Consider the following 14,445-nt stretch of genomic DNA (forward strand, 5'->3'; position numbering starts at 1 on the left):
TTGCGTTAGAGAAGAGCCTCCATTCATGAGTTGCGATTTCCTAGCCCTGGCCCAGCCAGGCGTGCAAAAGCTGTCCCCCTATGTACCAGGCAAGCCAGTCGACGAGTTGGCTCGTGAGCTGGGGCTCGATCCGGCCGGTATCGTCAAGCTGGCCAGCAATGAGAACCCGCTCGGCCCGAGCGACAAGGTGCTGGCAGCGATTCGCGCCGAACTGGACGAGCTGACCCGCTACCCGGATGGCAATGGCTTCACCCTCAAGACTGCGTTGGCTGCCCGTTACGGCGTCGACGCCGCGCAGGTGACGTTGGGCAATGGCTCCAACGACATCCTGGAACTGGTTGCCCGTGCCTATCTGGCACCTGGTCTCAACGCCGTGTTCAGCGACTACGCCTTCGCGGTTTACCCCATCGCCACCCAGGCAGTCGGCGCGCAGGGCAAGATCGTGCCGGCCAAGGATTACGCTCACGACCTGCAGGCGATGCTTGCCGCCATCGATGACAACACCCGCGTCGTCTTCATTGCCAACCCCAACAACCCGACCGGTACCTGGTTCGGGCCGGATGCGCTGGAAGCCTTCCTGGCTCAGGTGCCGGAATCGGTGCTGGTGGTGCTTGACGAAGCCTATATCGAGTACGCCGAAGGCGACGAGCTGCCAGACGGTCTTGATTACCTGGCGCGCTATCCGAACCTGCTGGTCTCGCGCACCTTCTCCAAGGCCTACGGCCTGGCTTCGTTGCGTGTCGGCTACGCCATCAGCTCGCCGGCGATCGCCGATGTGCTCAACCGCGTGCGTCAGCCGTTCAACGTCAACAGCCTCGCGCTGGCCGCAGCCTGCGCCGCGCTGGCCGATGCCGATTACCTGGCCGAGAGCCGTCGCTTGAACGATGCCGGGATGCAGCAGCTGGAAGAGGGCTTGCGTGCCCTGGGGTTGAGCTGGATTGCCTCCAGGGCCAACTTCATCGCCGTCGATTTTGGCCGCGACACCGCCGCGATCAACCAGGCGCTGCTGCGTGAAGGGGTGATCGTGCGGCCGATGGCCGGTTACCGCATGCCGAATTTCCTGCGCGTCTCCATCGGTTTGCCGAGAGAGAACGCACGCTTCCTCGAGGCGCTGGCCAAGGTGCTGTCGGCGTGACTGTCACTGCAGTGCAATCCAATGCCCCTAAGATCGGCCGCCTGGTGGTGGTCGGCCTCGGCCTGATCGGTGGCTCCTTCGCCAAGGGCCTGCGTGAGCGTGGCCTGTGTCGGGAGGTGGTGGGGGTCGATCTGGATGCCGAATCCCGTCGTCTGGCGGTACAGCTGGGCGTTGTCGATCGTTGCGAGAGCGACCTTGCTGCCGCCTGTCAGGGGGCTGATGTCATCCAGCTGGCAGTGCCTATCCTGGCCATGGAGAAGGTGCTTGCTCAGCTGGCCGCGCTGGACCTCGGCAATGCCGTGCTGACCGACGTCGGTAGCGCCAAGGGGAATGTCGTGCGTGCGGCACGTCTGGCATTTTCCGGCAAGGCTGTGCGACTGGTGCCCGGCCATCCCATTGCGGGGTCCGAGCAGAGCGGGGTGGAGGCGGCCAACGCCGAGTTGTTCCGGCGCCACAAGGTCATCCTGACGCCCTGTGAGCACAGCGATGAGGCGGCTCTGGCGCTGGTCGAAGGGCTGTGGCGCGAGTTGGGGGCGGATGTCGAGGCGATGGAGGTCGAACATCACGACCAGGTGCTCGCCGCCACCAGCCATCTGCCGCACCTGCTGGCCTTTACCCTGGTCGACTCGCTGGCCAAGCGCAGCGAGAACCTGGAAATTTTCCGCTATGCCGCCGGCGGTTTCCGCGACTTCACGCGGATCGCCGGCAGTGATCCGGTGATGTGGCACGATATCTTCCTCGCCAATCGCGAGGCCGTGCTGCGCACACTGGATACGTTTCGCGACGACCTCGACGCCTTGCGCGATGCGGTCGACGCCGGGGATGGGCATCAACTGCTGGGCGTGTTCACCCGCGCCCGCGTGGCCCGCGAACATTTCAGCAAAATTCTGGCCCGCAGGGCCTATGTGGACGCTATGCACTCGACCGATCTGATTTTCCTGGCAAAACCTGGTAGCTCGCTGGCTGGACGTATCCGCGTACCGGGTGACAAATCCATCTCGCACCGTTCGATCATGCTGGGTTCGCTGGCCGAAGGCACCACCGAGGTCGAAGGCTTCCTCGAGGGTGAAGACGCCCTGGCCACGCTGCAGGCATTCCGCGACATGGGCGTGGTCATCGAAGGTCCGCACCACGGCCGCGTGACCATCCATGGCGTCGGCCTGCATGGTCTGAAAGCGCCGGCCGGCCCGCTGTACATGGGGAACTCCGGCACCTCCATGCGCTTGCTCTCCGGCTTGTTGGCCGCGCAGCCGTTCGACACCACGCTGACCGGTGATGCTTCGCTGTCCAAGCGCCCGATGAATCGCGTGGCCAAGCCGTTGCGTGAGATGGGGGCGGTGATCGAGACCGGCCCGGAAGGCCGTCCGCCACTGACCATCAAGGGCGGTCAGCGCCTGACCGGCATGGCCTACGAAATGCCCATGGCCAGCGCCCAGGTCAAATCCTGCCTGCTGCTGGCCGGTTTGTACGCCGCTGGTAGCACCTCGGTGACCGAGCCGGCGCCGACCCGTGATCACACCGAGCGCATGCTGCGCGGCTTCGGCTACCCGGTCAGCGTTGAGGGCAGCACTGCCAGCGTCGAGTCCGGCCACAAACTGACCGCCACGTGCATCGAAGTACCGGCGGATATTTCCTCGGCTGCTTTCTTCCTGGTCGCTGCCAGCATCGCTGCAGGCTCCGAACTGGTGCTGGAACACGTCGGCATCAACCCGACTCGCACCGGCGTGATCGACATTCTGAAGCTGATGGGCGGTGACATCACCCTGGAAAACCAGCGTGAAGTCGGCGGTGAGCCAGTGGCCGACATTCGCGTGCGTGCGGCCAAGCTTAAAGGCATCGATATCCCGGAAGACCTGGTACCGCTGGCCATCGATGAATTCCCGGTGCTGTTCGTCGCTGCCGCCTGTGCCGAAGGTCGTACCGTGTTGCGCGGCGCCGAAGAGCTGCGCGTTAAAGAGTCCGACCGTATCCAGGTCATGGCCGATGGCCTGATCGCCCTGGGCGTGAAGGCCGAGCCGACCCCGGACGGCATCATCATCGAAGGCGGCGCCATTGGCGGTGGCGAAGTCTGGGCGCATGGCGATCACCGTATCGCCATGTCCTTCAGCGTCGCCTCGCTGCGCGCCAGTGCGCCAATTCGTATTCACGACTGCGCCAACGTCGCCACCTCCTTCCCCAACTTCCTTGCTTTGGCGGCTGAAGTCGGTATCAACGTGGCCGTAGAGGGCAACGCATGAACGTCCCGGTAATCACCGTCGACGGGCCGAGCGGGTCGGGCAAGGGCACGCTTTGCGCTCTGCTGGCCAAGCAGTTGGGCTGGAATCTGCTCGACTCCGGTGCGCTCTATCGCCTGCTGGCCTTCGCCGCTGGCAACCACGGCATCGACCTGACCAACGAAGAGTCGCTCAAGCAGCTGGCCGCGCATCTGGATGTGCAGTTCATCGACAAGCGCATCATCCTCGAAGGCGAGGAGGTGACCGACGCCATCCGTAACGAGCAGATAGGGGCGGGCGCTTCCATGGTCGCCTCGCTGCCTGCCGTACGCGAAGCGCTGCTGCAGCGTCAGCGCGCGTTTCAGGAGATGCCAGGCCTGGTGGCAGACGGTCGCGACATGGGTACCGTAGTGTTCGCCGACGCGCCGCTGAAGATTTTCCTGACCGCCAGCGCCGAGGAGCGTGCCCGTCGCCGCTACTTGCAGTTGAAGGCCAAGGGTGATGATGTTAATCTCGCGAGTCTTCTCGACGAGATACGGGCGCGCGACGAGCGCGATACCCAGCGCGCGGTGGCTCCGCTCAAGCCGGCAGCCGACGCAATAGTGCTGGATTCCACCGAGCTTTCCATCGAGCAGGTGCTTGAACGAATTCTGAGCGAGGTCGCTGATCGCGATATCGCCGGTTAAGGGCTTTCGGTTGCTCTAAATCGAAAAGTCCGCCAGGAGGCATGCGGGAGACCAGTCCTAGTCCCGTAGGCCTCTTTTCACATGAACGAACCCACATTGTCTGGAGTGTGGTTTGGGCGAATCCCCGCCCTTGATCAACAGGAATCAACATGAGCGAAAGCTTTGCAGAACTATTTGAAGAAAGCCTGAAAACCCTCGACATGCAGCCGGGCGCCATCATCACCGGTATCGTGGTCGACATCGACGGTGACTGGGTCACCGTTCACGCCGGTCTGAAGTCCGAGGGCGTCATCCCGCTCGACCAGTTCTTCAACGAACAAGGCGAGCTGACCATCAAGGTCGGTGACGAAGTTCACGTCGCGCTGGACGCGGTTGAAGATGGCTTCGGTGAAACCAAGCTGTCCCGCGAGAAAGCCAAGCGCGCTGAGTCCTGGCTGGTTCTGGAAGCTGCGTTCAACGCTGAAGAAGTGGTCAAGGGTGTTATCAACGGTAAGGTCAAAGGCGGCTTCACCGTTGACGTCAACGGCATCCGCGCGTTCCTGCCGGGTTCCCTGGTTGACGTCCGTCCGGTGCGTGATACCACTCACCTGGAAGGCAAAGAGCTGGAATTCAAGGTCATCAAGCTGGACCAGAAGCGCAACAACGTTGTCGTTTCCCGTCGCAGCGTCCTGGAAGCCGAAAACAGCGCCGAGCGCGAAGCTCTGCTGGAATCCCTGCAGGAAGGCCAGCAAGTCAAAGGTATCGTCAAGAACCTCACCGACTACGGTGCGTTCGTTGACCTGGGCGGCGTAGATGGTCTGCTGCACATCACCGACATGGCTTGGAAGCGCATCAAGCACCCGTCCGAGATCGTCAACGTTGGCGACGAGATCGACGTCAAGGTTCTGAAGTACGATCGCGAGCGTAACCGCGTATCCCTGGGCCTGAAGCAACTGGGCGAAGACCCATGGGTTGCCATCAAGGCTCGTTACCCGGAAAACACCCGCGTTGTTGCCCGCGTCACTAACCTCACCGACTACGGCTGCTTCGCCGAGCTGGAAGAGGGCGTGGAAGGCCTGGTACACGTTTCCGAAATGGACTGGACCAACAAGAACATCCACCCGTCGAAAGTCGTTAACGTCGGCGACGAAGTGGAAGTCATGGTTCTGGACATCGACGAAGAGCGTCGTCGTATCTCCCTGGGTATCAAGCAGTGCAAGACCAACCCGTGGGAAGACTTCTCCGGTCAGTTCAACAAGGGTGACAAGATCTCCGGCACCATCAAGTCGATCACCGATTTCGGTATCTTCATTGGTCTGGACGGCGGCATCGACGGCCTGGTTCACCTGTCCGACATCTCCTGGAACGAAGCCGGCGAAGAAGCCGTGCGTCGCTTCAAGAAGGGCGACGAGCTGGAAACCGTCATCCTGTCGGTTGACCCGGAGCGCGAGCGTATCTCCCTGGGCATCAAGCAGCTGGAAGACGATCCGTTCAGCAACTACGTCTCCATCAACGACAAGGGCACCATCGTCCGTGGCGTTGTGAAAGAAGTAGACGCCAAGGGCGCCATCATCGACCTGGGCAACGAGATCGAAGCTACCCTGAAAGCCTCCGAAATCAGCCGTGACCGCGTTGAAGACGCGCGCAACGTCCTGAAAGAAGGCGACGAAGTAGAAGCCAAGATCATCAGTGTCGACCGCAAGTCCCGCGTCATCAGCCTGTCCGTCAAGTCGAAAGACGTTGAAGACGAGAAAGACGCGATGAAGGAACTGCGTAACAAGCAAGACGTTGAAAGCACCGGCCCGACCACCATTGGTGATCTGATCCGTGCCCAGATGGAAAACCAGAACTAAGTTCGGGTAATTCATCAAAAAAGGCGACCTTCGGGTCGCCTTTTTCGTTTCCGCATTCCCTGACACCGCCCTTGTAGGAGCCGCGCCCCGCGGCGAATGGCGGCCATCTCGCAATACCGAGCCCATACACAAAAGCTTCGCCCCGAGGCGGGGCTCCCACGCCAAACCGCAAAACAACACTCCCCTTGTAGGAGCTGCGTCCCGCGGCGAATGGCGGCCATCCAGCAATACCGAGCCCATACCCAGAAGCTTCGCCCCGAGGCGGGGCTCCTACGCGAATACGCCAGTCGACGCTCTCTCTGTAGGAGCTGCGCCCCGCAGCGAATGGCAGCCATCCAGCAATGCCAAGCCTATGCCCAATAACGTCGCCAAACCGCCCTCATATCCACACCGCATCCCAATGCGGATAATCACCCGCTCGCTCCACAAGTCCGGCTCTTAAAGGATTTGCCACCACATATCTCGCTACATTCCGAACATCTTCCTCCCGGCGCAGCGCGTGATCATGAAAGCCTTTCTGCCATATCGGCCTACCCAGGCGCTTGGCGGAAATGGATTTGACCCTGCCCACCAAGCGGGCCAGATCCTCACTCTGTAGTTGCAGCAGCCAGTGCAGATGATCAGGCATCACGACAAAGCAGAGCGTTTGGTGCGATCCCAGCAGCTCATCCTGGCGAATGACTTGTATGAGCGTGCGCGCCGCTGAGAAATCAGCAAAGACAGGGAAGCGACCATTGGTTACGGTGGTGACAAGATAGATTTGCCCGCTACTGGACCAGCGTCCATCACGAAGCTTATGCGCGGCGTAGCGTTTCTCAGTCATCGGATTCCCTTCCGTTGGCGTTCGCCAGTTCAGCTTAGCTTACCGAGCCAGGGCCAGAGAAAGCTTCGCCCCGAGCCGGGACTCCCACACCAAACCGCAAAACAACGCTCCCCCCTGTAGGAGCCGCGCCCCGCGGCGAATAGCAGTCACCCCCGCAATGTCGTGCTCATGCGCAAAAGCTTTACCCCGATGCAGGGCGCCCACACCAAACCGCAAAACAACGCCCACCTGTAGGAGCCGCTCCCCGCGGCGAATAGCAGTCACCCCGCAATGTCGTGCTCATGCGCAAAAGCTTTACCCCGATGCAGGGCTCCCACACCAAGCCGCAAAACAACGCTCCCCTTGTAGGAGCTGCGCCCCGCGGCGAATGGCGGCCATCCCGCAATACCGAGCCCATACCCAAAAGCTTCACCTCAAGGTAGATCTCCTACACAAAGCCCCCCGTTATCACAACTAACTGCAAAACTCGCTAACACCTTGTTTTTTAGACTGTTCAAAAGATGACCCGCGTGCTACAACCGAACCGTCGAGTCTTCTAGCCGCTTGAAAAAGAAGGGAAAACCATGACCAAGTCGGAGTTGATCGAAAGAATTGTCACTCATCAGGGTCAGCTGTCCTCCAAGGATGTCGAGTTGGCCATCAAGACCATGCTGGAGCAAATGTCTCAGGCATTGGCCACGGGGGATCGCATCGAAATTCGCGGCTTTGGCAGCTTCTCGCTGCACTATCGCGCACCGCGCGTTGGGCGTAACCCGAAAACCGGTCAGTCGGTACGTCTGGATGGCAAGTTCGTGCCGCATTTCAAGCCAGGCAAGGAGTTGCGCGACCGGGTCAACGAGGACGAGTGACTGCGCTTTATCCTTCTCGCTGGTGCAAGTCTCCTGATTAGGCGGCCGCCTGGCGTCACACTTTTGTCATGCTTGCGAAATCATGGAAAACCGGCAAAATGTGCGGGCTTTCACAAGGCGCGCCCTTGCCAGATTTCCAGCTAGTTCAGTTAATTACCATTCTCTGAACTGTCATCCGCACTACTGGGCTGAGTCCCTTTACATTTCGCCAGCGTTAAGGGATTGACTCGTGCGGTACCCCTCCATTGTTCATCACGGCGCCGTAACAGGTGTAACTGGCTCATGCCATCAGCTACAGATGGATGATGAGCACGCGCTGCTGATCGACTGCGGCCTTTTTCAAGGCGCCGAAACCTCCCCTGAAGGGCGGGCAGGTGCCGGTAGGCTCGCAATAGACTTTTCTCTGGACGGCATCAAGGCTCTGGTCGCGACTCATGTCCATATCGACCACGTTGGTCGCATTCCCTATTTGTTAGCGGCTGGCTTCAAAGGCCCGATCCTCTGCAGCGAGCCGTCGGCCAAGTTGTTGCCCATCGTCCTCGAGGATGCCTTCAGGCTCGGTTTTAGTCGCGATCAGAAACAGGTAGAGCGCTACTTAAAGCTGATCGAGCAGCGCATCGTCGCCTTGCCCTACAAGCAGTGGTTCACCCTGATCGACACGCCGCAGCTCAATGCTCGCATTCGTTTGCAGCGTGCTGGCCACATCCTCGGTTCGGCCTACGTCGAGGTGGATCTGCACTACCCCGAGACGGGTGAGAAGAAGCGCATCGTGTTTTCCGGCGACCTTGGCGCTCCCCATGCGCCAATCCTGCCGGCGCCGAAAGCTCCCTACAAAGCCGATATTCTGGTTATCGAAAGCACTTACGGTGATCGCCTGCACGAAGACCGCCGCAGTCGGCGTAAGCGACTGGAAAAAGTGCTCGAACACGCGCTGAGTAACCAGGGCACAGTGCTGATACCCGCCTTCAGTATTGGTCGCACTCAAGAGTTGCTCTATGAGCTGGAAGACATCATCCATCGCAGAGCGCTGAAAGAATCTGCCAAAGGTCAGTCAAGTGCTTCAAAACCGGGCACCAGCAAAGCTGCAACGCTCGACTGGACGAATCTACCCATCATTCTCGACTCTCCGCTGGCCAGCCGTTTTACAGCGGTGTACCGCGAGCTCGATCACTTCTGGGATGCAGAGGCGAGGGCGCTTTTAGCCAAAGGCCGTAATCCATTGGCTTTTCGTAACCTGCTTACGGTTGACAGTCACCAGGCTCACCTGGCCATGGTCAACCGTCTGGCCCAAACCACTCAGCCGGCTATTGTTATCGCCGGTAATGGCATGTGCTCCAGCGGGCGTATCGTCAACTACCTAAAAGCGATGCTGGGTGACGAGCGGCATGATGTGCTGTTCGTCGGCTACCAGGCCGAGGGTACACCAGGACGACAGATCCAGCGTTTTGGCCCGCGTAATGGCTATGTGGAATATGACGGGCTGCGCTATGACATTCGCGCTCAGGTGCATACCATGGGCGGCTATTCAGCTCATGCCGACCAAGCCGGGTTGCTCAAGTTCGTAAGCGGCATGCGCAACAAGCCCGGAGAAATTCGTATCGTGCATGGCGAACCAGATGCCAAGCGAGAGCTCGCACGGATGTATCGGGCTTTATATGCACAAGCAGGATGTCCGCTCAACGTAGTAGTTCCAGGTTAAACCCATGCGTTTTGCAGGCACTTACCAGGTGCCTGCAAGAGCAAACACCAACGTTTTTCAATGATGATTAGACCTCGGAGATAGTGTGAGTACCGAACCCGCAAAGCCCTACGAGCCCACAGCAGATGAAATCGATCTTGTGGAACTGTTCCAGAAACTCTGGCAACAGAAGTACCTGATCATTGCCTGTACGCTTGCCGTAGCGGTCTGTGCTGCAGGCTACGCTTGGCTTGCCACACCTCACTATCAGGTGCAAAGCATGCTACGACCGGCTCCATTGAAAGAGCTGGATGAACTCAATAGCACGGGCGTATACAGCTTAACGCCTGAAGAGGCGCTGCAGCGCGTAGGTGCAGCACTGGACTCCTACAGTTCACGCTCGCAGTTTTTCCGAGACAATCAGGCTTTATTTGAACCGCTAAAGAAGGGTGACAAGACCCTTGAGCAGGCATTTGAGGATTTTAATGCCGAAAACTTCACCTTGTTGCAGCCGGATCCAAAGAAAACCAACAACCTTTCGCCTTATGTCGGGCTGCGTCTTGAATACCCTGACTACGTAGATGGCGTGACTATTCTCAATGGTATGGTCGAGCAAGCCATCATCGATGAGCGCCGCCGTGTAGCGCTGGATCTTGAGGGGGTAATCCAGAATCGTCTGAACAAGATCGAACGACAAATGGCGGCTGCGCGTGCCAGTTATGAGGCCGGGAAAGAAGCCGCCATTGCCAAGTTGGGTGAAGATGACAAGCTCCAGATTGCCATTTTGCAAGATGAGCTCAAGGCGCTGAGAGCTGAGCTGCGTACTCGTCGACAGAACCGCATTGCCCAGCTCGACGAGGCTATTGCCATCGCCAAATCACTTGGTATTTCCAAGCCGACCAATCCCACGTCCTTGGGCGATGTTGATATAGCGGCAGGGCAGGGTAACGTTTTCCGTACAGAAGTGATCAGCCAGCAGTTCCCCCTGCACTTCATGGGCACTGAAGCCCTGGAGGCCGAGCGCAATATCCTGCTCAAGCGGCGTTCGGATGACCACACTGAGCCGAAAATCGCCACAATCCAGAATAAATTGCAGATGCTCGAGCACAACCGCCAGATAGAGATGATGCAGAGCCGGGAGAATGAAGACCTTTTCCTGGCCAAGTTGGCAGAGATGCGTGAAGAAGCGGCTCGATTAAAGAGTATCCAGCCTAATCTTGAACAACTGAACCTGGTGCGTATCGACCAACCGGCTATCAAGCCACTTAACCCCGTCAAACCCAAGAAAATGCTGATCGTGGCAATTGGCTTGGTGCTGGGCGGTATGCTCGGCGTATTCGTCGCGCTGATCCGCATCGCATTTACCGGGAACCGTACGCGAAGCGCCTGATTCACGTATTGCCCTGCTGCATGGCAATGCAGGGTGTTGCTGCACTCGATCGAGAAGCATTACTCACCGTGACCACGCTAACCTGCTTCAAAGCCTACGACATCCGTGGCCAGCTCGGCGCTGAGCTCAATGAGAACGTCGCCTACCGCATTGGCCGTGCCTATGCGCAGTTCCTCGATGCCAAACGCATCGTGATCGGTGGCGATATGCGTCTATCCACTGCAGGCCTCAAGCAGGCTCTGGCCAATGGCCTTATGGACGCTGGCTGTGATGTGATCGACCTGGGTATGACCGGTACCGAAGAAGTTTATTTCGCCGCCTTTCACCTCGATGTCGATGGTGGCATCGAGGTAACCGCCAGCCACAATCCCATCGACTTCAACGGCATGAAGCTGGTGCGTCGTGGCGCCCAGCCGATCAGTGGTGACACCGGCCTCAAAGATATTCAGGCTCTGGCCGAGGCAGACAACTTCGCGCCGGTCGGCAAGCGCGGCAGTCTGTCCCGCCAATCATGCCAGGACGCTTACATCGAACACCTGCTCGGCTATATCAGCCCTGCTGATCTTCAACCGCTCAAGCTGGTGGTCAATGCCGGCAACGGCGCTGCGGGGCACGTGATCGATGCGTTGGAGCAGCGCTTCAAGGCCTTGGGCGCGCCAGTTGAGTTCATCAAGGTACATCACCAGCCCGATGGCAGCTTCCCTAATGGCATCCCCAACCCCATCCTACCGGAAAATCGCGCTGCGACTGCCGAAGCGGTCAAAGCACATGGTGCCGACATGGGTATCGCCTGGGACGGCGACTTCGACCGCTGCTTTCTATTCGATGGGCGCGGCGAGTTCATCGAGGGTTACTACATCGTCGGCCTGTTGGCCGAAGCCTTCCTCAAGAAGGAGCCAGGCGCCAAGATCATCCACGACCCGCGCCTGACCTGGAACACCATCGATATTTGCGCACAGCATGGTGGCCAGGCCATCCAGAGCAAAACCGGCCATGCCTTCATCAAAGAGCGCATGCGCAAGGAAAACGCCATCTACGGCGGCGAGATGAGCGCACACCATTATTTCCGCGACTTCGCCTACTGCGACAGCGGCATGATTCCCTGGTTGTTGGTGGCTGAGCTAATGAGCCGCCAGGGCAAGAAACTCTCCGAACTGGTAGGCGAGCGCATGGCTGCCTACCCCTGCAGCGGGGAGATCAACTACACCGTCAGCGATGCCAAAGCCGTACTCGCTGCCGTGCAGGCGCACTTCGCCGGGCACAATCCCAAGGTGGACACCACCGATGGGCTAAGCCTGGAGTTCGATGATTGGCGGATGAATATTCGTGCTTCGAATACCGAGCCGCTGCTGCGGTTGAATATTGAGAGTCGCGTCAACCCTCAAAGGGTAGAGCTACAACGTATAGTCATCGAAGGACTCATCACGCAATGAAAATCCTCGTTACGGGCGGTGCCGTTTGCATTGGCTCGGCTGTCATTGGCATCTCAGCAAATAGTGAGCCCAAACCGAAGAAATTGGTCACGGCCATTTTTCAGTGCGGTGATACCGTCGACAAATTGGTAGCTATGTGCAACGCTAAATCGATGGTACAGAAAGAGAAATCGACCATCGGGAATATACTGGAGTCGACTTCCGTGCGCGAATACGTGTTGCGCCTCACCACTCGCGCCGTCTCCGCTATTAGTGGAGCCTCGACTAAGGCTCTCGGCAATAAACACTCTGTTTTGTATCTTTTTACTCTGGCCATGGCCAAGGCTAAACAGAAGCTCAAGACGGAACTAGAAAACTCCTTACGTGGATAGTTTCGATGTTACTATTAAATTCCTTCATCACGAGCCCGATATAAAGAACTGTACGTGTCAGTTATCTGATAGGCGCTATGGTCCGTACCTTGTCCTTAAATGGCACTAACTAACTGCCCTCAAAGATACCCTAAATCTCAAAGAGATGTCCTGTGTTAATGCCGAAGCCCAGTCAGCTTATGCGAAGGTTCATTCGCTCTCGTCAATCTTGGTCGGCGATGATTGTCGTGGTGCCCAATTGCCAGTTACTAAATGAGCTTATATCCAAACACAAAGTAGTACAGGTGCGGAGAGCCTAGCTATAGCCAATCGCTGATTGCTTCACTGCAGGCGCCAAGTCTAAGGATGGACAAATCCTGCATCAGTCAAAGTTCTACGGTGAATTGTCTTAAAAGCTATATGTCGTTTCTTTGCAGTTGCTCTTCCATTAAGCTGTGCTGTTGAAAACGCCGACGTGAATAAGTCGCGCAATTTCGCACATTTTTTTACGGAGGTACAGAAATGTTGATCCCAGTCATCCTCTCCGGTGGCGCCGGCACTCGGCTTTGGCCCGTTTCCCGTGAAGGGCGTCCCAAGCCGTTTATGAAGCTAGCCGACGGCGAGAGTCTGTTGCTCAAGACCTATCTCCGGGCGGCCCATGTCGGGTATGGGGGTGAGCTTGTCACCGTCACTAACCGCGACTATTTCTTCATGAGTAGAGATGAACTAGCCCGTGCGCGGCTCTGCGACGGACACCAGGGTGTATTTCTGCTCGAACCGGTAGGGCGCAATACCGCCCCGGCTGTAGCCATGGCCGCGCTGTATGTCGCCAATAAGCATGGGCGTGACGCTAAACTATTGGTTCTTGCCGCCGACCACTTGATAAAGAACGAACAATCATTCGACAAAGCGGTGACGGATGCCGTTGGCCTCGCAGCCCAAGACTACCTCGTCACCTTTGGCGTCGTGCCTGATTCTCCTGAAACCGGTTTTGGCTACATCGAGGCGGGCCAAGCGATCGGCGGAGGAAGGGCGGTGAAGGGCTTCGTTGAAAAACCATCTGAGGACAAGGCTCGAGAATATCTCCTTGACGATGATTTCCTTTGGAATTCTGGAATGTTCTGCTTCAAGGCCGGAGTTTTTCTTGATGAACTCTCGGCCCATGCCCCTGAGGTGCTCAAAGCCTGTGAGGCCTGTTGGTCAGAAATGCGAGAGAAATCTAGCTTGACCGATACGATGTTCGAGATGCCCGCCGAAACTTTCAATGCAGTACCCGATATATCTGTCGACTACGCGGTGATGGAGCGATCGGCTAGGGTGGCAGTAGTTCCGGTCGACATCGGTTGGAGCGACATAGGATCATGGAGTGCTATCCGCGATATGGCCGAACCGGACGATGAGAACAACCGCGCTATTGGCGAAGTGATCTTTGTTGATAGCATCAACAGTTACGTTCAGAGTGAGGATCGGCTAGTTGCCGCGGTTGGAATCGATAACCTTCTAATTATCGATACCTCGGATGCTCTTTTGGTCGCTAATGCTGACAGGGCGCAAGATGTCAAGCAGGTAGTTGCACGTCTCAAGGCGCAAAATCATGGAGCCTTAAAGCTGCACCCCACCGTCACTCGTCCGTGGGGCACATATACCGTTCTTGAGGAAGGCCAGCGCTTCAAAATTAAGCGTATCGAGGTTAAACCCGGGGCCAGCCTCAGTCTACAGATGCATCACCACCGCAGCGAACACTGGATAGTCGTCAGCGGCATGGCCAAGGTCATCAATGGAAACCAAGAAATCTTCGTCGCCACCAACGAGTCAACCTATATACCCGCCGGCCATAAGCACCGTCTTGAAAACCCGGGGATCATGGATCTTGTGATGATAGAAGTACAAATCGGTGAATATCTTGGCGAGGATGATATCGTCCGCTTCCTTGATATTTATGGGCGCTGCCAATAAGCTTCGAACTATTAAGTTCAGACGAAGTAAGCGGTAATATTTAATGTAAGGTTAAATATTTTTGTTTTCATGAGAATCAGTTTTGCTTTAGTTATATTGCA

The 14,445-nt window shown here is 57.6% G+C and carries 11 protein-coding genes; 10 read left to right on the plus strand and 1 reads right to left on the minus strand.

The window, feature by feature from the left end:
• Nucleotides 1–25: 25 nt before the first annotated feature.
• The 4 genes from hisC (at nt 26) to rpsA (ending at nt 5,866) form a co-directional block, all read left to right on the plus strand.
• The gene (hisC, locus tag BLS08_RS12050) at nt 26–1,135 is read left to right on the plus strand and encodes a histidinol-phosphate transaminase (RefSeq protein WP_090336733.1); all 1,110 of its coding nucleotides are present in this window, start codon (nt 26–28) and stop codon (nt 1,133–1,135) included.
• Nucleotides 1,132–3,372, plus strand: a complete 2,241-nt coding sequence (locus BLS08_RS12055) for a bifunctional prephenate dehydrogenase/3-phosphoshikimate 1-carboxyvinyltransferase (protein WP_090336734.1) — start codon at nt 1,132–1,134, stop codon at nt 3,370–3,372. The genes hisC and BLS08_RS12055 overlap by 4 nt, the downstream gene beginning before the upstream one ends.
• The gene (gene cmk / locus BLS08_RS12060) at nt 3,369–4,034 is read left to right on the plus strand and encodes a (d)CMP kinase (protein WP_090336736.1); all 666 of its coding nucleotides are present in this window, start codon (nt 3,369–3,371) and stop codon (nt 4,032–4,034) included. The genes BLS08_RS12055 and cmk overlap by 4 nt, the downstream gene beginning before the upstream one ends.
• Before the next feature lie 149 nt (nt 4,035–4,183).
• Nucleotides 4,184–5,866 (plus strand): 30S ribosomal protein S1, encoded by a 1,683-nt coding sequence (rpsA, locus tag BLS08_RS12065; RefSeq protein ID WP_017677358.1) that lies wholly within the window; start codon nt 4,184–4,186, stop codon nt 5,864–5,866.
• 379 nt (nt 5,867–6,245) lie between these two features.
• Here rpsA and BLS08_RS12070 read toward each other — a convergent pair whose 3' ends face one another.
• On the minus strand, nt 6,246–6,689 hold the full coding sequence (locus BLS08_RS12070; protein ID WP_090336738.1) for an REP-associated tyrosine transposase: 444 nt from the start codon (nt 6,687–6,689) through the stop codon (nt 6,246–6,248).
• Between the two features lie 563 nt (nt 6,690–7,252).
• On the opposite strand from BLS08_RS12070, the gene ihfB reads away from it, so the two are divergent.
• The 6 genes from ihfB to BLS08_RS12100 all read left to right on the plus strand — a co-directional run bounded on the left by ihfB (nt 7,253) and on the right by BLS08_RS12100 (nt 14,344).
• The gene (ihfB, locus tag BLS08_RS12075) at nt 7,253–7,537 is read left to right on the plus strand and encodes an integration host factor subunit beta (protein WP_003243558.1); all 285 of its coding nucleotides are present in this window, start codon (nt 7,253–7,255) and stop codon (nt 7,535–7,537) included.
• A 229-nt stretch (nt 7,538–7,766) separates the two neighbouring features.
• Nucleotides 7,767–9,236, plus strand: a complete 1,470-nt coding sequence (locus BLS08_RS12080) for an MBL fold metallo-hydrolase RNA specificity domain-containing protein (protein WP_090336739.1) — start codon at nt 7,767–7,769, stop codon at nt 9,234–9,236.
• A gap of 85 nt (nt 9,237–9,321) precedes the next feature.
• Complete coding sequence (locus BLS08_RS12085; RefSeq protein WP_090336741.1) at nt 9,322–10,605, plus strand: LPS O-antigen chain length determinant protein WzzB; 1,284 nt, start codon at nt 9,322–9,324, stop codon at nt 10,603–10,605.
• A 68-nt stretch (nt 10,606–10,673) separates the two neighbouring features.
• A complete protein-coding gene (locus BLS08_RS12090; protein WP_167375878.1) occupies nt 10,674–12,038 on the plus strand; it encodes a phosphohexomutase domain-containing protein in 1,365 nt (454 codons plus the stop codon).
• Nucleotides 12,035–12,409 carry a hypothetical protein gene (locus BLS08_RS12095; RefSeq protein WP_090336745.1) on the plus strand — a complete coding sequence of 125 codons (375 nt, stop codon included), beginning with the start codon at nt 12,035–12,037 and terminating at the stop codon, nt 12,407–12,409. The genes BLS08_RS12090 and BLS08_RS12095 overlap by 4 nt, the downstream gene beginning before the upstream one ends.
• Before the next feature lie 501 nt (nt 12,410–12,910).
• On the plus strand, nt 12,911–14,344 hold the full coding sequence (locus BLS08_RS12100; RefSeq protein ID WP_090336746.1) for a mannose-1-phosphate guanylyltransferase/mannose-6-phosphate isomerase: 1,434 nt from the start codon (nt 12,911–12,913) through the stop codon (nt 14,342–14,344).
• Nucleotides 14,345–14,445 lie beyond the last annotated feature (101 nt).

Source organism: Ectopseudomonas chengduensis, assembly GCF_900102635.1.
Lineage (GTDB): Bacteria > Pseudomonadota > Gammaproteobacteria > Pseudomonadales > Pseudomonadaceae > Aquipseudomonas > Aquipseudomonas chengduensis.